We start from the raw sequence: 20523 nt of genomic DNA, 5'->3' as shown, positions 1-20523 counted from the left end.
CGCGCTTAAATCCGCTATGATCCCGCCATGCCGAATCAACCGACATTCGCTCCGCTCGCCCGCGCGCTGATCGGCGCTGCCGTCCTGGTCGCCGCCGGGGCCGTCGCCGCCGCGGCGGAACCCGCGGCGCCGTCGGAAGCGCCACAGCTGGCTCAGCTCTTCGCCTCGCCGGCGGTCGCCGAATACAAGCGCCGCCTTGCCGAATACGAGGAGGCGCGCGCCGCCTTCGACGCCGAGGCGCAGGATTACTGGAGTGCGATCAGCGACAAGCGGCGTGCGCGTAACGCCAAGCGCCGCGACGGCATGCCGCTCGCCGCCGACGATTACGTGCTGACCCAGCCGCCGCTCTATCGCGGGCCGAAGAAGCCGATCAATCCCGAGCCCGAGCCGGGGCCGGAACAGCCGCCGCGACCGCCGAAATACATCCCGGTGGTCGCCGACTACCTCGCCGCCGCCGCCAGGCACTTCCAGTTTGCGCCGCACCGCCCGGCGAGCGATCTCGAATTCAAGCGCGCCTATGTCCGCACCGCGCTCACTGAGGGCCTGACCCGCGACCAGATCGTCCGGGTCTATAATTTCGAGACCGGCGGCAACGGCACTTATGACATGCAGTCCGGCTCCCCTGGCCGCCCGGGCGGCCGGGCGATCTCGACCGCGGTCGGCTACAACCAGCTGCTCACCACCAACACGGTGGAACTCGTCGCCGAGCGCGGCGGCCATTTCGTCCGCGTGCTGACCGAGAAGGCGCACGGCCTGCCGCCGCCCCAGCGCAAGGCGCTGGAGCAGAAGATCGCGGTGCTGCGCAAGATGGTGGCGTTCTGCCAGTCGGTGCCGGACGACTGGAACGAGCACGAGAAGCTCGCCAAGACCGAGCAGGGCTGGGGCGTTCACGCCCTGGTGCTGGACCTCGATGTCGGCCCGCTGCTGCAGACCCACAAGCTGCTGACCTCGGTGATCTTCGCCCGCAACAAAGGCACGACGCGGCCGCTCACCGCTGCCGAGCTCGAGATGATGAACCTGACCGGCGACGGCACCGGCCTCGACATGGTGACGATGCCGGCGGCCTTGCGCGAGATCGTGCCGACGGCGAATTTCTTCCAGCGCGGCGGCTACGAGCGCAACCCGGTGGCGATCCGTCACAACACCGTCGCCAGGCTGTTCGCGGTGATGAACGCGCGCATGGACGGCGCCCAGGGCGCCCAGGGCGCGAAGGATTTCGCCAGCCTGTTCTGACGGCGGCGCTCTGCGCCGCCGGCCGTTGACCTCGTCGCGGCCTGGTGACAAGGGTTTGGTCGATACCAGCCGCCGATCCGGCAAAGCCTCGCCTGGAGTCTCGCCCGTGACGAGTGTCTATGATTTCACCGCTGCAACTCTGGGGGGCGGAGACCTGCCGCTCGCCAGCCTCAGCGGTCAGGTCCTCCTCGTCGTCAACACCGCCAGCAAATGCGGCTTCACCCCGCAATATCAGGGGCTCGAAGCGCTCTACCGCAGCTATCGCGACCGCGGCTTCGCCGTGCTCGGCTTCCCCTGCAACCAGTTCGGCGGCCAGGAGCCCGGCACCGCGCAGGAGATCGCGAGCTTCTGCACGACGGAATACGACGTCACTTTTCCGATGTTCGCCAGGATCGAGGTCAATGGCGCGCGGGCGCATCCGCTCTACGAGTTTCTCAAGCGCGAAAAGCCGGGGCTGCTCGGCTCGGAGGCGATCAAGTGGAATTTCACCAAGTTCCTGATCGACCGCAGCGGCCAGGTCGCCAGCCGCCACGCGCCGACCACGGCGCCGCAGGCGCTGGCCCGCGGCATCGAGGCGTTGCTCTAGTGTGGCGTCTCGCAATTGCCTACCGCCTTTGCGACCGGTCTGTCGTAGGCAATTGCGAGACATAAGCCACACTAGCATCAATATGATTCTAGTGCGGTTTGGATCTGACGCTCGTATGACGAATTCGCTGCAAATGCTGATACGAGCGTCAGATCCACCGCACTAGTGTCCCGTTTCCAACGTTCGTATTCCATTGCAGCAGGCACTTTTACGAACGTTGGAAACAAAGGGACACTAGCATCACTATGATTCTAGTGCGGTTTTGGATCTGACGCTCGTACGAAGAGCGCGCGGCAATGCTGATACGAGCGTCAGATCCACCGCACTAGTGTGGCGTCTCGCAATTGCCTACAGGGGCTCGCCGCAAAGGGCATAAGCAATTGCGAGACGCCACACTAGCGCGCCGGCGCGACCACTGCATCACAGGGAGGAGTTGAGATGAAGATCGAGCAGCTGTTTTCCGTGCGCGGCAAGATCGCGCTGGTCACCGGCGGCAGTCGCGGTCTCGGCGAGATGATCGCCCGCGGCTATGTCGAGAACGGCGCCAAGGTCTACATCACCGCCCGCAAGGCCGAGGCCTGCGACGCGCTGGCGCGCGAGCTGTCGCGGTCCGGCGAATGCATCGCCATTCCCGCCGACCTGTCGCGGATGGAGGAGATCGACCGTCTCGCCGACGAACTTGGCCGGCGCGAGCAGCGCCTCGACATCCTCATCAACAATGCCGGCGCGAGCTGGGGCGCCAGCTTCGGCGAATTCCCCGAGAGCGGCTGGGACAAGGTCATGGACCTCAACGTCAAGTCGGTGTTCTTCCTGACCCAGCGCCTGCTGCCGCTGCTCGAGGCCGCCGGCAGCGCGCAGGACTATGCGCGTGTCATCAATATCGGCTCGATCGAGGGCATCCGCACCTCGCATCTCGAAACCTATTCCTACGCCGCCTCCAAGGCCGGGGTGAATCACCTGACGCGCATGATGGCGAAATTCCTGGCGCCGAGGCACATCGCGGTGAACGGCATCGCGCCGGGCTATTTTCCCTCGAAGATGACCGCCGGCATCGCCGAGGCCGACGCCCGTGAGGTGCTCGCGGGGACGCCGATGAAGCGCATGGGCGGCCCCGACGACATGGCCGGCGTCGCGCTCTATCTCGCCTCGAAGGCCAGCGCCTTCACCTGCGGCGCGGTGATCCCGGTCGACGGCGGCCTTGCCACCACCGCCTGACGGTGGCTGGCCCGCCGCGGCGATCTCTGCCAGATTGGTCGAAGCAGGAGCGCACGTCCACAGCATGGCCTTCATTCGCGTCAACGGGCTGCATCTGGCGTATGACGAGCGCGGCGCGGCGTCCGCGCCGGCGGTGCTCCTGATCATGGGCCTCGGCACCCAGATGATCTTCTGGCCCGATGTCTTCTGCGATCGTCTCGCGGCGGCGGGCTTCCGCGTCATCCGTTTCGACAACCGCGACAGCGGGCTGTCCACCAAGCTCCGCCACGGCGGCAAGATCCGCCTGAGCGGCCTGTTGCTCAACGCCTTCCTCGGCCGTCCGCTGAAGGTGCCCTATACGCTCGAGGACATGGCGGATGATGCCGTCGGCATGCTCGATGCGCTCCACCTGCGCAGCGCCCACATCGTCGGCGTCTCGATGGGCGGCATGATCGCGCAGCTGATCGCGGCTCACCATCCGCAGCGCGTGCGCAGCCTGACCTCGATGATGTCGTCGAGCGGCGATCCCAGACTGCCGCGGCCCAAGTCGCGGGTGAATGCGGTGATGTTCGGCCGCCGGCCGAAGCCGACCGACCGCGACGGCCTGATCCGCTACGGCATGAAGCTCTATCGCACCATCGGCAGTCCGGCCTATCCGACCCCGGCGCCGGTGCTGCGCAAGATGGTCGAGACCGGGCTCGACCGCGCCTATGACCCCGCCGCCACCATGCGGCAGTTCGCGGCGGTGATCGCCAACGGCAGCCGGGTCGAACTGCTCAAGACCATCAGGTCGCCGACCCTGGTCATCCATGGCGCCGACGATCCGCTGGTGCCGGCCGCCGCGGGGCGGGATACCGCCCGGCACATTCCCGGCGCGGCGCTGAAGATCATCCCCGGCATGGGGCACGACTTCCCCACGGAGCTGATGCCGGGCCTCGCCGACACCATCGCCGCCCACTGCCTCGCCGCCGATCGGGCCCGGCGGGCCCGGCGCCGGTCCGGACGGGCCGCCGGCTCTGTTCCTGATCACATAACTATCTGAAGAACATATTTTAATTTCATTCATCGGAGATATATTGCACTGCAACATAAATGTTGCATTGCGATATGAGTGGTGCCATATTGAGCAGGCCCTCAGGTCAGGTGACGGGGGGTGCCCCATAGCTTTGCACAAGGATGGAGATGCCCATGACCACCAATCCACTGTTCGACGGCTTCAAGGATGCTTTCGCCTTCAAGGCCGTGCCCAATCTCGAAGTGCCGGAAGCGGCGCGGGAATTCGTCAAGCGCAGCGTCTCCACCGCCAAGGAGCGCGCGGCTGAGATCCAGACCGGCGCCGAGAAGGTGACCGGTGTCGTCGAGAGCGCCGTGTCGGGCTCGTTCGCCGAGGCTGCCAAGGTGACCCGCAACATCCAGCAGGCGATTTTCGAGGATGCCGAAGCCTTCTTCAGCGGCCTCGACAAGCTGGCCTCCGCCACCTCGCTGACCGAGGCGGTTCAGATCCAGTCCGACCTGCTGCGCTCGCGCGGCGAAGTCGCCGTCGCCCGTGCCAAGTCGGCGACCGAATATGTCGGCAAGCTGATCACCGACACCGCCAAGACCGCCCAGGAGAACATCGCCCAGGTCATCGACACGACCCGCAAGGTCGCCTGAGCGCCTATCCTCTCCCGGGTTCTGTCCACGTCGTGAAAGGCCCGCAACCGCGGGCCTTTTCTTTTGCCGGCGGACAGCCCAAGGATGTGGGCGCTAGTCTAGACTGTAACGTCTTGTCAAGCGCGCTTGGCTGGGGGGGAGCGATGGCTTATCAACCGAACTCATTGTTTAGGAACGGTCCAAATCCTCAACTAAATGCATGTGTCGGAGAGAATGGCGGTCCCTACGATTTTGATGACTACGGCGAAGGTTTTCTTGAAGGTGCCAAGCAAATCGTCGAAGCTATTAGAGCAGACTCCGATCAAGGTGGATCATATCCGCATGCAGCGAAGTAGTTTGCGCATTGGGCGGGCTTGAAGATGTCGGCGCAGGTTTCGAGGGCGCGCATCAGGGCGGCGACAGTTCGCTCGGCGATTTTGCGCAAATGCGCTTTCAGCTTGGAAAACGCCTTCTCGATCGGGTTCATGTCGGGGCTATAGGGCGGGAGGTAGAGCAGCTCGGCGCCCGCGGCCTCGATCAACTCCTTGACCCGCGGCCCCTTGTGGGCGGACAGATTGTCCATGACGACAACGTCGCCTTTCGTGAGGGTAGGAACGAGGCAGTGTTCCACCCAGTCCTCGAACAGGGCGGCGGTGATCGGACGATCATAGGTCTTCGCCGCCACGAGCCCGCGAAGGCGGATGCCGGCGACGAGCGTGACCGTCTTGTAATGGCCGTGCGGCACGCCGACGCGCAGCCGCCGCCCACGCCGGCAACGCCCGCCTTTGCGCGCCAAATTGGTCGAGGCGCCCGTTTCGTCGATGAAGACGAGCTTCTCGGGATCGAGATCGAGCTGTCGCTCGAACCATTCGAGGCGTTGCTTCAGGACGTCCGGCCGCTGCTGCTCCGAGGCGTGTGCGGTCTTTTTTTAAACGTGACGCCATGACGGTCAAAGAAGCGCCACAGCACGGAACTCGAAAAATGCTCGCCGCAATTCCTGATCAGACGTTCCTGGATCTCCAGCAGGGTGACGTCCGGCGTGCGCCGGATCAGACCCATCAGATAGCCGTGATGGGCTTCGATGCGGCCGGAGCGGCGATCGCCTCCAGTCGGCTTCGGCGACATTTCTCCCGTCGTCTCGAATTGCTTGACCCAGCGCACGGCGCTCGCAATGCTGACTTCGAAACGCTTCGCCGCCGCATTGCGCGACAGCCCGCCCGAGACGACAGCCTCCACCACTCGTTTGCGAAGATCGTCGGAAAGCGCCATTCCAGCCGCCTCCATTCTGCGGCAGGAATCATGAATCAGATGTCAGCCGATTCGGGAATCCTGATTCGATTCACATCGCTCGGAGCCTGCTCTAAACGAGGCGAGTGGGCAATCGATATTCTAATCTACCCCGCCGCGTTTTCGTATCGGCACGGGATCGAGCTCTACGTCAAACACCTTCTAAACAAGCTTAGCACATACAACAAGTCAGGTGTTGACTATCAGAAGACCCATAAACTCCAGGACAATTGGAAACTGCTGGAAGCTGAGGTCAAAAAATCTCAGTTAACGTGCTTCGACGACGTCGAATTGAGCCTGGCTGGAGACATTGTCGATGAGTTTTGCCAAATTGACCCCACTGGACAGGTTTTTAGATACCCTGAAGATATCAAGGGCAACGCACACCTGACAGGTCTCGGCGTGATCAACGTCGAAGTGCTCGAACAAGGCATGGATGTTCTGCATGGCTTGTTGGAAAAATGGCGCCACGGATTCCAAGATCTCCATGATGCTGGTGGTTGACGAGATACCATTCGATCGAAAGCCATGCTGCTGAACGGGGAGCGGACTTCGCGACACAGTTTCCGGTGCTGCGAAGTCGATTGGCGTAATAGCTAGTCTCGCAGGTCGTCAGGCGCCCGACGAGACCTTGCAGGAAAGCGCTGCCGCTTCAATGTGTTATGTTTTCCGTATGCGTTGGGGAGAGTTAGGAAAAGAAAAGTTTCCGCTAGCCGAAATTTTTTACGGTCCTACTACTCAGTTTTTATTAAATCTGAATCCGTTCGACTTCATCGAGCGTGAACTCTTCTTGCCGGCGGTCATAGAGCTGCGTCGTGCGCGTACTGGCATGATTTGCCATGGCGGCAGCTTGCTCCAACGTGCCGCCGTTCTTGAGGTAGGCCGTGATACCCGTCGCCCGAAAGCTGTGGTTGCCAATCCGGGTCATGATGCCGGCGGCCGCGGCGCGGCGCTCGATCATCAAGTAGGCCGAAGCCTGGGGGAGGGGAGTGCGCGATAGCTGCTTCGTCTTGCGACTGATCGTGCGAAGTAGTGGCCCCTTGGGGTCGCTCGCTAGGCCGCATCCGTCGATATAGGCGTGTAGGCAGGCCTCAAGCGTGTGGTGGCAAGGCATTTCATGCTCTTTGCCGCCTTTTTCGTGAAGGCGCACCCATAGCCGGCGCTTCTCAACGAACACATCTTCAACCTTCATCGCCGTGGCTGCACCGACGCGCGCGAAGCTGTAGGCCATAAGTCCGATCAGCGCCCGGTCACGTAGGCCGATTGGCTCGCTCTCGTCGATGCTGTCGAGCAGATGGCGAGCCTCGTCGGGCGCCAGAACAGCGGTCTTGCCGGTCTTCACAACATGGCGCGGGCCGCGCACCGAGGCGGCCGGATTGAGCGGAACGATCTCACCAACCACAAGCCAGTCGAATAGATGCCGGATCGCGGCGAGACGCTGCTTGACCGTCGGGGCGGCGTTTCGCTTGCCTAAGAACTCGATATAGGCGGCGACGTGCAGCGGCTGCACCTGAACAATCGATCGCAAGCCCCGCAACTCGCACCAGGCGGCAAATTCGGCGGCTACCTTCGCGTAAGCGCGGCGCGTGTTCGGATTGCGGATCTGCGCGGTGAAGAATTCGCGAAAGCGGACGCGCGCCCGCTCGCCGGCAGCGTCGATGATCGCCGGGAGCGGGGTCGAGGTCAGGATGGTGAGGGCGTTCACTTGCCCCCCTGATTCTTCTGTGCCTGGGCTTCGAGCCATTGGCGATAGGGCTTCTTGTCATAGCCGTGTCGCTGGACGATTTCAGCCTCGGTAGCGATGCTTTTCAGTAGGGCCAGCTCGCCGAGCTCCGCTTTTGCCGCCGCGTATTCGGCGAACAACTCCTCGTCCGGCATGTTCGAAATGCGCTTGATGAATTCGGCCGCCTGGGCGGCGGCCTCGGTCGAGTTTTGGAAATACGGGTTAGTCACCATGTTCGCTCCAATTCCTTCATCAGAAAAAGCCACTCAGACCATTGAGCATGGTGCCGACGATCACGAGCGCCGGCCCGGTAATTTGGAGGGCCGCCGCGTCCTTTTCCCCTTGCTTGGCCTCTTCGATTTCCTCTGGCGTAGGAACGATGTGGCCCTCATCGATAATCCTGGATTTTTCGAACCACGCTCGATAGCCACCTGCGCGGATCATCGGTCGTCCGATTGTGATGACGCCGCAGCAAGCCATGAAAGCCCCGAAGGTGGCGAGTGTCGCGCTGGTCGAAACGGGAAGCCCCGTTCTCCATCTGAGCAATCCAAGCGAGATTCCTACGATGAGAGCGACAATGACAAAGAACCAAGGATGGAAGGCCCATGCACTTCTCCGGTCTAGATCATCAATGGCTTTCATAGTTGCCCCTTTAACATATGATAAAAGACATTATCATATGTTAAAAGGTTGGGGAGGGCCTTTCACGGGCAAATTGCATTCCGCAAAGAATCGGCTTAGTTTTCCGGATAACGCAAACAGCCTAGGACCATGCTTTTGGCCCAACCCGACATTCTGACGCGCATCACCACCCGCCTGCCACTCGTGCTCTTCACGATGAACCGTGAAGAAACCGATGGTGCCTACTTCGAGGCCGCCAAGCGAGCAAATGACCCGGTGCAATACGGCGCGCCGGAGCGGCGCGAAGTGCTCGGTCGGCAACGGCATTGGTTGCTGGAGAGCGGTCTGCGTCGGGCAGGCGAAGCTGGGGGGCTCACGATCGCGGCCAAGGACACGAACCCGGTTGGTGGCCGCTACACCCTTTTGATCTCCGATCACTTCGTAATCGGCCGCGCGAAGCCGGATCGGTACCGCGGCAACATCCGGCCCGTTCGCTACCGCAAGCAGCTTGCCGCCATGAACGCGGCGGTGTCGCAATTTCAAGGCGACCTTTTCGGGCTCTCAGCGCCAGTTGTCGCCGGCCCGCGCCTCTACGGTCTCTTCTTATCGGCGGCGCATCCCAAAGACCTCGACACGCCGGCGTTTCTGAACTTCGCGATCCCGGACAGCTCCCTGTCGCGCTGGATCTTCAATGAACCGGTCGAAACCGTGATCGCCGCCTATAACGCGGTCGAGCGGCCTGCCGAGATTATTCCGGACCTTGCCGTGGTGGCACTCAAGCAAAAACCAAACGACGTGAGCTGAAATGAAATTGGGAGTACCAGGCTTTCTTCCTGGCCGTTTGGCAGAAGCGCTCGACGCACGCGATCTGTCACAAGTATCTCTTGCACAATTGATGGGCCGTAGCAGCAGCGCGAGCATTTCGCGCTGGTTGCGCGGCGAGCAAGCCCCCGAACCCCTTGGCCTGACGGAGCTGAGCCGCGCCCTCAATTTGCCAACCGCCTATTTCCTCGCGCCGCAGCCTCAGCACGGAGATTTCCCGTTTTTCTATCGGTCCATGGCGGCTGCGACCAAGGCCGCTCGCCGCAAAGCCGCGGCGCGCATGCGCTGGGGACAGGACATCAGCCTTACCGTGCAGAACGCCGTCGACATCCCAAAATGCAACGTTCCGGACTTTGTCGGCGATCGTGATTTTCGCACGATCAGCGACAAGATGATCGAAGATATTGCCCTACGCTGCCGCCACTTTTGGGGCCTCGGCGACGGGCCGATTTCCGACCTGCACCAATTGCTCGAGAACAATGGAATCGTCATTATTCACGACGAGCTCGAAGCAGCAACGATGGACGGCGTGTCGTCCTGGTCGGGTGTCGACGGTCGCGCCTATATCTACGTTGCGATCGACAAGCCGTCGGCGGTGCGTGTCCGCTTCAACGCAGCGCACGAGCTCGGGCACATTTTGCTGCACCGGCACGTCGACAGAACCACCTTGACCAAGGCCGAAGAATTCAAGCTGATCGAGCACCAGGCTCACCTTTTCGCCGCGGCCTTTTTGCTGCCTGCAAACAGCTTTGCCGGCGAGTTGACGTCGCCGACGTTGTCGGCTTTTCACGCCCTGAAAGAGCGCTGGAAGGTCGCAATAGGAGCGATGATCAAGCGGTGCGACACCCTCGGCATCACGAAGGGCGAATACACCCTTCGTCTCTGGAAGCACTACAGCGCGAGAGGCTGGCGCACCTGCGAACCGCTTGACGACATACTACAATTCGAAGAACCGCGAATACTCTCCCGCTCTATCCGCCTTTTGGCAGATCAGGGCGGATGGAGCCTGCAACAGATCCGCGACGCCCTGCCGTTTGATACGGCGAGCATTGAGCGGCTGGCCTGCCTGCCGTCCGGCTACCTCTCTGCGGCGGCTGCCCCCGTAGTGGAAATGCCCCGTCTCAAAGGCACCTCGGTGTCGGTAGGCGAGCCGGCCCAGGTTATTAGTTTCCCGGCCAAACGGTAAGGAAAGTGCTGAGGCCTCTAAGGCCTCAGCAGGAACGGCCGGCGCCGGCGGAGGTGGAGCCGATACGATTGTTGCAGGGAGGTCCTGAAGCATATCGTTAGCTAGTGTCCCGTTTCCAACGTTCGTATTCCATCGCAGCAGGGGCTTCTACGAAGGTTGGAAACAAGGGGACACTAGCATCAAGATGATTCTAGTGCGGTTTTGGATCTGACGCGCGTATGAAGAACTCGCTGCAATGCTGAAACGAGCGTCAGATCCACCGCACTAGGATGTGGCCACTGGCCTGCTCGCATGATCGAAGGCGAGAGATGACGGCGATCGAACCGACGGGCGACAGCGCCATCAGTGATGTCCAGCGCGCCGCCGAGCTGCGCCGCATCAAGGCGGCGGCGAGCGCCGTGCTGGCGCTGTGCCTCGGCCTGCTCGTCATCGCCCGCATCAATGCCGGCCGCCACCCCGCCTTCGGCTTCCTTGCCGCCTTCGCCGAGGCCGCCGTGGTCGGCGGGCTCGCCGACTGGTACGCGGTGGTGGCGTTGTTCCGCCGCCCGCTCGGCCTGCCGATTCCCCATACCGCGATCATCCAGCGCAATCAGGCCCGCATCGCCGACAAGCTCGGCGAATTCGTCGAGCGCCAGTTCCTCGGCGAAGCCGCGGTGGAGGCGCGGCTGCGCCGGGTGGATTTCGCCGCCCTGGCCAGCGCCTGGCTCGGTGACGCCAAGCGCGCCGGCGATCTCGCCCGCTTCCTGCTGCAGCTCGCGCCCGAGGCGCTCTCCGCGATCGACCAGTCCGGACTGAAGAGCTTCGTGAGCCGCCGCATCAATGCCCAGCTCGAGGCGCTCGATCTCGGCCCGCTGGCGGCGTCGTCGCTGCGCAGCCTGATCGACAGCGGCCGCCATCGCGTGCTGCTCGACGAGTTGCTGCGCGGCCTTCGCGCTTCGCTGGACGATCCGCAACTGCTCGCCGCCATCCGCGACAAGATCCGGGACGAATTGCCGACGCTGCTCAAGCTCTACCGCGCCGACAAATACGTCCTCAACAAGCTCGTCGCCTCGGCCACCGCCTTCTTCGCCGAGGTCGAGGCCGATCCCGGTCACCCGTTCCGCGGCGAATTCGATCGCCTGATGCGCTCGTTCGCCGATCGCCTCGCCGGCGATCCCGACTATGCAGGGAAGCTCAAGCAGCTCCAGCGCGAGATCCTGGAGCGTCCCGAGTGGCAGGCGCTGGCGCAGAAGCTATGGGCCTCTCTCTCCGGCCTGATCGCCGAGGGCGCCAGCGGCGGCGGCATCCATCCGCATCTCGCCCATCTGTTCGTCCAGGCCGGGCGGCATCTCGAAAGCGACGACGACATGCGCGCCGAGATCAATCGCGGGTTGTACGCCGTGTTGCGTCGCCTGGTCGCCGAACACAAGAGCGAGGCGGCGAGCTTCATCGCCGATCAGGTCAAGGCCTGGGACATGGGCCAGCTCGTCAAGCTGATCGAGCTCAATGTCGGCCGCGACCTGCAATATATCCGCTTCAACGGCACGCTGATCGGCGGCTTCGCCGGCCTCGCCCTGCACAGCGCCGAGGTCCTGCTGCGGCTGGGGTGAGGGAGCCTCATGGTTCGAGAGGGCGCGGATCCGAGTTTCGGCTGGCGGTTCCCGCTGTCCCCGGTTATGCCCTCGTCCATGCTGAGCGTCGCCAAGCTGTGCAAGAGCTATCGCCTGCCGCAGGGCTCGCTCGCGGTGCTGCGCGACATCGATCTCGGCATCGCCGGCGGCGAGAGCGTCGCCCTCACCGGTGAATCGGGCAGCGGCAAGAGCACGCTGCTGCATCTGATCGCCGGCCTCGACGAGCCCGACAGCGGCGAGGTCGTGCTCGACGGCGACAACGTCACCAAGCTCGGCGAGGCGGCCCGCGCCCGGCTGCGGCGCGACAAGCTCGGCCTCGTGTTCCAGCAGTACAATCTGATCCCCAGTCTCTGCGTCGGCGACAATCTCGCCTTCCAGGCGCGCATCGCCGGCCGCTTCGAGGCCGGATGGATGGCCGAGCTCGCCGCGCGGCTCGGGCTCGGCGACCTTCTTGCGCGCTATCCCGAACAGCTCTCCGGCGGCCAGCAGCAGCGCGTCGCCATCGGTCGCGCGCTCGCCGTCCGCCCGGCGCTGGTGCTCGCCGACGAGCCGACCGGAAATCTCGACGAGGCCACCGCCGAAGAGGTGGTGCGGCTGCTGCGCGACCTCGTCGCGCGCAGCGGCTGCGCGCTGCTGATGGTGACCCACAGCCTGCATCTCGCCGGCCTGCTCGGCCGCCGCCTCCATCTCACCGCGGGGCACCTGACGTGACCGGCGCGGCCTTCGTCCTCAAGGTCCTGCTCAGCCATTGGCGGCGCCATCCGATGCAGCTCGTCACCCTCCTGGTCGGGCTGATGGCGGCGACGGCGCTGTGGAGCGGCGTCCAGGCGATCAATGCCCAGGCGCGGGCTAGCTATGATCGCGCCGCGGCGGTGTTCGGCACCGATACCGCCATGCTGCTGCCGGCGGAGAGCGCCAGCGTGCCGCAGGCGCTGTTCGGTTCGTTGCGCCGCGCCGGCTGGGCGGTGTCGCCGGTGGTCGAGGGCCGGGTGCGGCTCGGCGGCCGCCCGGTCCGGCTGATCGGCATCGAGCCGCTCAGCCTGCCGCGCGGCAGCGGGCCGGCGCCGGAATTAGCGCCGGCGGCGCTGCAACGCTTTCTCTCGGCGCAGGGCGAGACCCTGGTGGCGCCGCGGACCGCGCATGAACTCGGCGTCACCGACGGCGCCCGCGCCACCATCGACAGCGGCGAGACGCTGCCGCCGATCCATGTCGTCGGCGATCTCGTGGGCGAGCTCCTCGTCACCGATATCGGCTTCGCCCAGCGCGTGCTGCATCTTCAGGATCGCATCTCGCGCTTCCTGATCGATCCGCTGGCGGCGCCGCCGGCATCGTCGCTCGGCGCTGTCGCCGGCGCTGCGCTGCGCTCGGTTGCGCCCGGCAGCGAGACCGATCTGCAGCGTCTCACCGCGAGCTTCCATCTCAATCTCACCGCCTTCGGCCTCTTGTCCTTCCTGGTCGGTCTGTTCATCGTTCATTCGGCGATCGGCCTCGCCTTCGAGCAACGGCTGCCGATGCTGCGCACGCTGCGCGCCTGCGGCGTCACCGCGCGCGGTCTCGCCGTGCTGCTGCTCGCCGAACTCGTCCTGATCGCGCTCGTCGCCGGCCTCGCCGGCGTCGCCGGCGGCTATCTGATCGCGTCCGTGCTGCTGCCCGACGTCGCCGCCAGCCTGCGCGGCCTCTATGGCGCCAGCGTCCCGGGCGAACTGAGCCTCGCGCCGCAATGGTGGCTGGCGGGGCTCGCCATGAGCGTCGCCGGCGCGGTGATCGCCGCCGCCCAGGCGCTGGTCAAGGTGCTGCGCCTGCCGCTGCTGGTCTCGGCCCAGCCGGTGGCCTGGCAGCGCGAGCAGCAGCGCGCGCTGATCGTTCAGGGCGCGATCGCGCTGATCGCCTTTGCCGCCGCCGCAGCGGCGTTCCGCTTCGGCACCAGCCTCATCGCCGGTTTCGCCGTGCTCGCCGGCGTGCTGCTCGGCGCCGCGCTGCTGCTGCCCGGACTGCTCGCGCTGCTGCTGCGGTTCGGCGAGGGCACCGCGCGCGGCGCGGTGAGCCTGTGGGCGTGGGCCGACAGCCGTCGCCAGCTGCCCGGGTTGTCGCTGGCGCTGATGGCGCTGCTGCTGGCGCTGTCGGTCAATGTCGGGGTCGGCACCATGGTCGGCAGCTTCCGCGACACCTTCCTGCGCTGGCTCGACGGCCGGCTGGCATCGGAGATCTATGTGGCGGGCAGGAATGACCGCGAGGCCGCCGAGATCGCCGCCTTCCTGCGCGCCCGGAACGAGGTGAGGGCGGTGCTGCCGAATGTCCGCAGCGAGACGCGGCTCGGCAATGAGACCGTCGAGGTGATGGGCGTCGCCGATCACGCCACCTATCGCCGCCGATGGCCGCTGCTGGAGGCCGAAGCCGGCGTCTGGGACGGCGTGCGCGACGGCGGCACCGCGCTCGTCAGCGAGCAGCTCGGGCGGCGGCTCGGTCTCAAGCTCGACGGCGAGCTGCGCGTTCCGACGCCGACCGGCGAGTGGCGGGTGCGCGTCGGCGGCATCTATGCCGATTACGGCAATGCGCGCGGCCAGATCGCGGTCAATGTCGATCAGTTGCTGCGGCGCTTTCCGCAGGCCGATCGCACCCGCATGGGGGTCCGCGTCGCGCCCGCCGACGTGCCGGCGGTGATGGCGGCGTTGCAGAACCGTTTCCAGCTCGACGGCCGCAATCTTGCCGACCAGGCGAGCGTCAAGGCGGAATCGGAGCGGATCTTCGAACGCACCTTCTCGGTCACCGCGGCGCTCGACACGCTGACGCTGCTGGTCGCGGGCATCGCGCTCCTGACGTCGCTGCTGACGCTCGGCGAGGCCCGGCTGCCGCAGCTCGCGCCGCTCTGGGCCGTCGGCCTGACGCGGCGCCGGCTCGCCGCCCTCGAACTCGTCAAGACGCTCGGGCTCGCGCTGCTCACGGTGCTGCTGGCGCTGCCGCTCGGGATCGTCGTCGCCTGGTGCCTGATCGAGGTCGTCAACGTCAAGGCCTTCGGCTGGCGGCTGCCGCTCTCGGTGTTTCCGTTCCAGCTGGCGCGGCTCGTCGTCGTCGCCATGGCGGCGGCGGCGCTCGCGGCGCTTGTTCCCATCCTGCAACTGGCGCGCACCCGTCCGGTGACGCTGCTCAAGATCTTCGCCGATGAACGCTAGTGTGGCGTCTCGCAATTGCCTACCGCCTTCGCGGCAACCCTCTCGTAGGCAATTGCGAGACATAAGCCACACTAGCACTTTGATTTTGCTAGTGTCCCTATGTCTCCGAATGACCGCTTCGTTTGCCTCACGCTCGCACGGTAATTCGGAGGCAGGACACTAGTACCCTTTTGTTTCCGAAGTTCGTGTCCAGAGGATGCAGCAGATGACTCACGAACTTCGGAAACAGGGTACTAGCCTCCTCGTCATGGCCGGGCTTCTTGTCCCGGCCATCCACGTCTTACTTCGCGGCCGATCCACGCAGGCGCGGATGCCCGCGCCCGGTCTTCGCCGTCGGCTTCGACCCGGCACAAGAGCCGGGCGCGCCGAAGCTTCTAAGCGAAGGCGGGCAAGCGCGGGCAGGACGAATCATCTTTGTCGGTTCGCTGTGGTCGCAGCGCTGGTTGTGGTTGGACCGATCGCAGGCCCGGCTGACGCCCAGGGCTTTTCCGATCTCGGCGCCGAGGTGGAGGGCTTCGCCAGGGTGCTGCCCGGCAAGGCCTTGAGCTTTCCCGCCGATCACGGCGCCCATCCCGACTACCGCATCGAATGGTGGTACCTCACCGCCAATCTGCGCGATGCCGGCGGCGCGCGCTATGGCGTGCAGTGGACGCTGTTCCGCCAGGCCGGCAGGCCCGGCGATCAGGCCGAGGGCTTTGCCAGCCGCCAGCTCTGGATGGGGCATGCGGCGCTGACCAGCGCAACGACGCATCGCTTCGCCGAGCGTTTCGCCCGCGGCGGCGTCGATCAGGCCGGCGTCACCGCCGCGCCCTTCCTCGCCTTCATCGACGACTGGCGGATGGCGGGCGCGCCCGGCGCCGCGCCGGAGCTGATGGCGCCGCTGCAACTGAATGCGTCGGGCAAGGATTTCTCCTATGCGCTGACGCTCACCGCCGGTCATCCGCTGGTGCCGCAGGGCGAGGCCGGCTTCAGCCGCAAGTCGGCGCGCGGCCAGGCGTCCTATTACTACAGCCAGCCGTTCCTGCGCGTCGCCGGATCGCTGGTGGTCGACGGCCGGACCATCGATGTCACCGGCGAGGCGTGGTTCGACCATGAATGGAGCAGCCAGCCGCTGGCGGCGGACCAGACCGGCTGGGACTGGTTCTCGTTGCATCTTGCGTCCGGCGCCAAGCTGATGCTGTTCCGCCTGCGCCAGAACGACGGCGCCCATTTCCTCGCCGGCACCTATGTCGGCGCCGACGGCGCTGCGGCGCCGCTCGATCCCGCCGACATCGTGCTGACGCCGGGCACGGCGACCCGCATCGCCGGCCGCGAGCTGCCGACCTCGTGGAAAATCGCCATTGCCTCGCGCAGGCTCGCGCTCGACATCGCGCCGCTCAATCCGCAGAGCTGGATGGGCACGCGCTATCAATACTGGGAGGGGCCGATCACGATCAGCGGCAGCGAGCGCGGCGTCGGCTATCTGGAGCTGACCGGTTATTGAGGCGCGGGCGCGACTGGCCCGCGGCGCCGGGCTCTGTTAAAATCTTTACGCTCTTCTAGTGTCCCGGTTCTAACGTTCGTATCCCTTTGCAGCGAGCACTCATACGAACGTTAGAACCAAAGGGACACTAGTGTCCTGTTTCCAACGTTCGTATCCCATTGCAGCAGGCGCTCATACGAACGTTGGAAACAAGGGGACACTAGCATCATTATGATTCTAGTGTGGTTTTGGATCTGACGCTCGTACGACGAATTCGCTGCAACGCTGATACGAGCGTCAGATCCACCGCACTAGGCACGCAACCACCAACCGCATAGTGGAGCGGATTTGACTTTTGCCGCCTGCCTGGACGCGGGCTCGTGGTGCGAATGTCAACTCCTTAACTCCGCCGCGCTCGCTTATGTGCTCTCGACCTGCGGCGGCGGATAATTTACCTTCAATCGAGTCATCCGTCGTTTCCCCCAGGAGTCCCCATGCGCATCACGCTGCCGCAATTTCGCAATCTCGTCGCCGTCGTTCTCCTGGGGCTGTCGGTCGCGGGCTGCGGCTACAACACCATCCCGACGCTGGAGGAGCAGGCCAAGGCGAAGTGGGCCGATGTGCAGAATAATTATCAGCGCCGCGCCGACCTCATTCCCAATCTCGTCGCCACCGTCCAGGGCTATGCCAAGCAGGAGAAGGACGTCCTGACCGCGGTGGTCGAGGCCCGGGCCAAGGCGACCCAGGTCAAGATCGATGCCAGCCAGCTCACCGATCCCGACAAGCTCAAGCAGTTCCAGGATGCCCAGAACCAGCTCTCCGGCGCGCTCGGCCGGCTGCTCGCGGTCAGCGAGAACTATCCGGACCTGAAGTCGAACCAGAACTTCCTCGCCCTGCAGTCGCAGCTCGAAGGCACCGAGAACCGCATCGCCGTGGCGCGGCGCGACTACATCGAGGCGGTGCGCTCCTACAACACCGAATTGCGCACCTTCCCCGGCGTGCTGTGGGCCTCGACCTTCTTCCGCTCCGCCAAGCCGATGGCCGAATTCACCGCCGGTGAAGGCGCCCAGACCCCGCCCCAGGTGAAGTTCTAAAGCCGGCCTCGGGCGGAGGCGCGGGATGAACGCCCCATCCCAGACGCATGCGCGCCGGCCGTTGCGGGCGACGACATCTGAATGCGGCAGCGCGGCCCCCGGGCCCGATGCGCACGCCCCATCCTCCCACCGTCGTCCCCCGGCTCGACCGGGGGACCCAGTAAGCCGTGCGGCTCGCGGCACGGCACCGCGCCTGATCCAACGCGCGCGAGAGGTTTTCTCGCGCCTGCTCGCGACGCTGCTGCTGTTTTTCACCTTGTTCGGTCTCGCCGCCGCGGCGCCGACCTTTCCGCAGCTCACCGGCCGCGTCGTCGACGAGGCCAACATCATTCCGGCCGAGACGCGCGACGCGATCACGCAGAAGCTCGCCGACCTCGAGGCGAAGTCCGGCATCCAGCTCGTCGTCGCCACCGTCTCCTCGCTCCAGGGCGAGGAGATCGAACCCTATGCCAATGCCCTGTTCCGCAGCTGGCAGCTCGGCGAGAAGGCCAGGAACAACGGCGTGCTGCTGCTGGTCGCGCCCAACGAGCGGCGGGTGCGCATCGAGGTCGGCTACGGCCTCGAAGGCACGCTGACCGACGCGCTCTCCAAGGTGATCATCGCCAATGCGATGACGCCGCGCTTCAAGGCCGGCCAGTTCGGCGACGGCATCGCCCGCGGCGTCGACGACATCATCACGGTGCTGACCACCGATTCCTCGGAATGGCAGCAGAAGCCGGACCTGCGGCTCGACAGCAGCCCGGCCGATCCGGCCGTGAGCTGGGTGCTGATCGCCGCGCTGATCGCGCTCGTAACGCTGCTGATCATCTCGCCCGGGTTCCGCTGGTTCTTCTTCAACGTCGTGCTCAACATTCTTTTCAGCGCGGCGAGCGGCAGCAGATCATCGGGCGGCTCGTCCGGCGGCGGCGGGTTTTCCGGAGGAGGCGGGTCGTCCGGTGGCGGCGGCGCCTCGGGGAGTTGGTGATGACGCTTTCCCTCGACGAACGCCAGCGCGTCGCCGCGGCGATCCGCGCCGCGGAGGAGAAGAGCCGGGGCGAGATCGTCTGCGTGCTGGCGCGCGTCTCCGCCGATTCCACCGCGCTGCCGATGCTGATCGCCGCAGCGGCAGCCCTGGCGCTGCCCTGGATTCTGATGGCGGCGACGACGCTCAGCGTGACGCGGCTGCTCGAGGCGCAGATCCTGCTGTTCGTCGTCCTCGCCGGCGTGCTGTCACGGCCGGCGCTGCGCGTCGCCCTGATGCCGCGCGCGGCGCGGCGGGCGGTGGCCTATCGCATGGCCACCGAGCAGTTCGCCAGCCGCGGCATCGCCCGCAAGGCGGATCGCTGCGGCATCCTGATCTTCGTCTCGCTCGCCGAGCATTATGCCCGCATCGTCGCCGACGACGGCATCGCGGCCAAGGTGCCCCAGGCGGAATGGCAGCAGGCGGTCGACCTCCTCGTCGCGCATGCCAGGGAAGGGCGGATCGGCGACGGTTTCGTTGCCGCGATCGAACTGTGCGGCGACAAGCTCGCCAGCCATTTTCCGCGGCAAGGCGCGCCGCGCGACGAACTGCCGGACCGGATCTATCTCATCTAGAATCATAATGATGCTAGTGTCCCGTCTCCGAATTACCGCTACGTTTGCCTCGCACTCGCACGGTCATTCGGAGACATAGGGACACTAGCAAAATCAAAGTGCTAGTGTGGCTTATGTCTCGCAATTGCCTACGAGAGGGTTGCCGCGAAGGCGGTAGGCAATTGCGAGACGCCACACTAGTGTCCCCGTTGTTTCCAACGTTCGTATGAGGGCCTGCTGCAGTGGGATACGAACGTTGGAAACGCCACACTAGCCCCCGTTTCCGCTCCGACGGGCTCGGAGCGGCGGCTTCGGTTTTTGCGGCGTTTGCGTCACGCGCACCGGCGTCCACTTCGCTTCGGCCCGGCGACAGTTGCCGGTCAGCCGCTCCAGCAGCCAGCGCGCCGCCGGGCCCAGCGCGCGATCGGAGCGATGCACCGCCTGGAGCGGATAGGCGACGTTGTCCCAGGCATCGAGGCCGAGCCGCTTCAGCCGCCCGGCGGCGAGATCATCGTCCACCATCGCCTCGGGCATGCTGCCCCAGCCGATGCCGGCGAGCAGCAGCGCATGCTTGGCGCCAAGATCGGCGAGGCGCCAGCTTCGCAAGGCGATCACGCCGAAGTCCTGCCCCCTGGTCAATTCGGAGCGGTCGGCCAGCACGAGCTGGATGTGCTTGCGCGCGGCGGCGAGCGTCACCTTTTCGATCTGCGCCAAAGGGTGGTGGGGGGCGGCCACCGGCACCAGGCGGATCGCGCCGAGCTGGCGGACCTCGAGCTCGTCGACATGATGCGACACCGGACCGGTGATGCCGATATCGGCGCTGCCGTCGAGCACGAGCTGGGTGGCGGCGCCGAGGCCCTCCACATAGAGCCGCAGCGACACCGTCGGGAATTCCGTCTGGAACGCCTCCACTGCGGCGACGAAGCTCGATGCCGGCAGCATCACGTCGACCACCAGGGCGACTTCGGCCTCGAGCCCGGCGCCGAGGCCGCGCGCTTTCGCCAGCAGTTCGCCGACGCCGAGCGCGATGCTTCGGGCGTCGGCCAGCACCGCGCGTCCAGCCTCGGTGAGCTGCGGCGTCCGGGCGGCGCCGCGGTCGAACAGCTCGAGGCCGAGCTGGGCTTCGAGATTGGCGATGGCGTAGCTGATCACCGAGGTGGCGCGGCCGAGCCGCCGCGCCGCGGCGGCGAAACTGCCGGTCTCGACGATGGCGAGGAAGATCTGGAGCTGGTCGAGGGTCGGTTGCTTCGGCTCCATCACGCCCTCCTTGACAATGCGATGTTCGAAAAGATCGAATAATTGGATCGATATTATCCGGCTTTTCAGAACGAAGCCAGCCGGCCATTGAA

Annotated in this window: 20 protein-coding genes; 15 read left to right on the top strand and 5 right to left on the bottom strand. The window is 65.2% G+C overall.

Features of this window, described 5'->3' with window-relative positions:
* Window positions 1-27: 27 nt before the first annotated feature.
* The 5 genes from DB459_RS03555 (at window position 28) to DB459_RS03535 (ending at window position 4666) form a co-directional block, all read left to right on the top strand.
* Window positions 28-1233: a hypothetical protein gene (locus tag DB459_RS03555; protein ID WP_253711567.1), complete on the top strand. Its 1206-nt coding sequence runs from the start codon at window positions 28-30 to the stop codon at window positions 1231-1233.
* A gap of 106 nt (window positions 1234-1339) precedes the next feature.
* On the top strand, window positions 1340-1819 hold the full coding sequence (locus DB459_RS03550) for a glutathione peroxidase (protein ID WP_253711566.1): 480 nt from the start codon (window positions 1340-1342) through the stop codon (window positions 1817-1819).
* Window positions 1820-2257: 438 nt separating this feature from the next.
* Window positions 2258-3034, top strand: coding sequence for an SDR family oxidoreductase (locus DB459_RS03545; protein ID WP_305884149.1), 777 nt, complete (start codon window positions 2258-2260; stop codon window positions 3032-3034).
* 64 nt (window positions 3035-3098) lie between these two features.
* A complete protein-coding gene (locus tag DB459_RS03540) occupies window positions 3099-4055 on the top strand; it encodes an alpha/beta fold hydrolase (protein WP_253711565.1) in 957 nt (318 codons plus the stop codon).
* A gap of 140 nt (window positions 4056-4195) precedes the next feature.
* Window positions 4196-4666 carry a phasin gene (locus DB459_RS03535; RefSeq protein ID WP_253711564.1) on the top strand — a complete coding sequence of 157 codons (471 nt, stop codon included), beginning with the start codon at window positions 4196-4198 and terminating at the stop codon, window positions 4664-4666.
* A 301-nt stretch (window positions 4667-4967) separates the two neighbouring features.
* Here the strand turns inward: DB459_RS03535 and DB459_RS03530 are convergent.
* Window positions 4968-5914, bottom strand: a protein-coding gene (locus DB459_RS03530) for an IS630 family transposase (RefSeq protein ID WP_253706644.1) whose coding sequence is annotated in 2 segments (ribosomal slippage) — window positions 4968-5575 and window positions 5575-5914 — 948 coding nt in all. Because the reading frame shifts where the segments join, the coding sequence is not laid out codon by codon here.
* A 39-nt stretch (window positions 5915-5953) separates the two neighbouring features.
* On the opposite strand from DB459_RS03530, the gene DB459_RS03525 reads away from it, so the two are divergent.
* A complete protein-coding gene (locus DB459_RS03525; protein ID WP_253711563.1) occupies window positions 5954-6436 on the top strand; it encodes a hypothetical protein in 483 nt (160 codons plus the stop codon).
* A gap of 244 nt (window positions 6437-6680) precedes the next feature.
* On the opposite strand, the gene DB459_RS03520 is transcribed toward DB459_RS03525, so the two are convergent.
* The 3 genes from DB459_RS03520 to DB459_RS03510 are packed head-to-tail and all read right to left on the bottom strand — an operon-like array spanning window position 6681 to window position 8297.
* A complete protein-coding gene (locus tag DB459_RS03520) occupies window positions 6681-7637 on the bottom strand; it encodes a tyrosine-type recombinase/integrase (RefSeq protein ID WP_253711562.1) in 957 nt (318 codons plus the stop codon).
* Window positions 7634-7921, bottom strand: coding sequence for a hypothetical protein (locus DB459_RS03515; RefSeq protein ID WP_253711561.1), 288 nt, complete (start codon window positions 7919-7921; stop codon window positions 7634-7636). Before DB459_RS03515 ends, DB459_RS03520 begins: the two co-directional genes overlap by 4 nt.
* A complete protein-coding gene (locus tag DB459_RS03510; protein ID WP_253711560.1) occupies window positions 7908-8297 on the bottom strand; it encodes a hypothetical protein in 390 nt (129 codons plus the stop codon). Before DB459_RS03510 ends, DB459_RS03515 begins: the two co-directional genes overlap by 14 nt.
* A 135-nt stretch (window positions 8298-8432) precedes the next feature.
* Here DB459_RS03510 and DB459_RS03505 point away from each other — a divergent pair, with 135 nt between their 5' ends.
* The 9 genes from DB459_RS03505 to DB459_RS03465 all read left to right on the top strand — a co-directional run bounded on the left by DB459_RS03505 (window position 8433) and on the right by DB459_RS03465 (window position 19195).
* Window positions 8433-9080, top strand: a complete 648-nt coding sequence (locus DB459_RS03505) for a hypothetical protein (RefSeq protein WP_253711559.1) — start codon at window positions 8433-8435, stop codon at window positions 9078-9080.
* A gap of 1 nt (window position 9081) precedes the next feature.
* Entirely contained in the window at window positions 9082-10284 is a 1203-nt protein-coding gene (locus tag DB459_RS03500) for an ImmA/IrrE family metallo-endopeptidase (protein WP_253711558.1), read from the top strand.
* Between the two features lie 308 nt (window positions 10285-10592).
* On the top strand, window positions 10593-11873 hold the full coding sequence (locus DB459_RS03495; protein ID WP_253711557.1) for a DUF445 domain-containing protein: 1281 nt from the start codon (window positions 10593-10595) through the stop codon (window positions 11871-11873).
* A 78-nt stretch (window positions 11874-11951) separates the two neighbouring features.
* Entirely contained in the window at window positions 11952-12605 is a 654-nt protein-coding gene (locus DB459_RS03490) for an ABC transporter ATP-binding protein (protein WP_253711556.1), read from the top strand.
* Complete coding sequence (locus DB459_RS03485) at window positions 12602-15064, top strand: FtsX-like permease family protein (RefSeq protein ID WP_253711555.1); 2463 nt, start codon at window positions 12602-12604, stop codon at window positions 15062-15064. The genes DB459_RS03490 and DB459_RS03485 overlap by 4 nt, the downstream gene beginning before the upstream one ends.
* 445 nt (window positions 15065-15509) lie before the next feature.
* A complete protein-coding gene (locus DB459_RS03480; RefSeq protein WP_253711554.1) occupies window positions 15510-16547 on the top strand; it encodes a lipocalin-like domain-containing protein in 1038 nt (345 codons plus the stop codon).
* Between the two features lie 473 nt (window positions 16548-17020).
* The gene (locus tag DB459_RS03475) at window positions 17021-17620 is read left to right on the top strand and encodes a LemA family protein (protein ID WP_253711553.1); all 600 of its coding nucleotides are present in this window, start codon (window positions 17021-17023) and stop codon (window positions 17618-17620) included.
* 25 nt (window positions 17621-17645) lie between these two features.
* Window positions 17646-18584 (top strand): YgcG family protein, encoded by a 939-nt coding sequence (locus DB459_RS03470; RefSeq protein ID WP_253711552.1) that lies wholly within the window; start codon window positions 17646-17648, stop codon window positions 18582-18584.
* Window positions 18584-19195: a TPM domain-containing protein gene (locus tag DB459_RS03465; protein WP_253711551.1), complete on the top strand. Its 612-nt coding sequence runs from the start codon at window positions 18584-18586 to the stop codon at window positions 19193-19195. The genes DB459_RS03470 and DB459_RS03465 overlap by 1 nt, the downstream gene beginning before the upstream one ends.
* A gap of 249 nt (window positions 19196-19444) precedes the next feature.
* On the opposite strand, the gene DB459_RS03460 is transcribed toward DB459_RS03465, so the two are convergent.
* On the bottom strand, window positions 19445-20434 hold the full coding sequence (locus DB459_RS03460) for a LysR family transcriptional regulator (RefSeq protein ID WP_371926858.1): 990 nt from the start codon (window positions 20432-20434) through the stop codon (window positions 19445-19447).
* Window positions 20435-20523 lie beyond the last annotated feature (89 nt).

The organism is Bradyrhizobium sp. WD16, from assembly GCF_024181725.1.
Taxonomy (GTDB): Bacteria; Pseudomonadota; Alphaproteobacteria; order Rhizobiales; family Xanthobacteraceae; genus Bradyrhizobium_A.
This window is presented reverse-complemented; position numbering and strand designations above follow the sequence as displayed.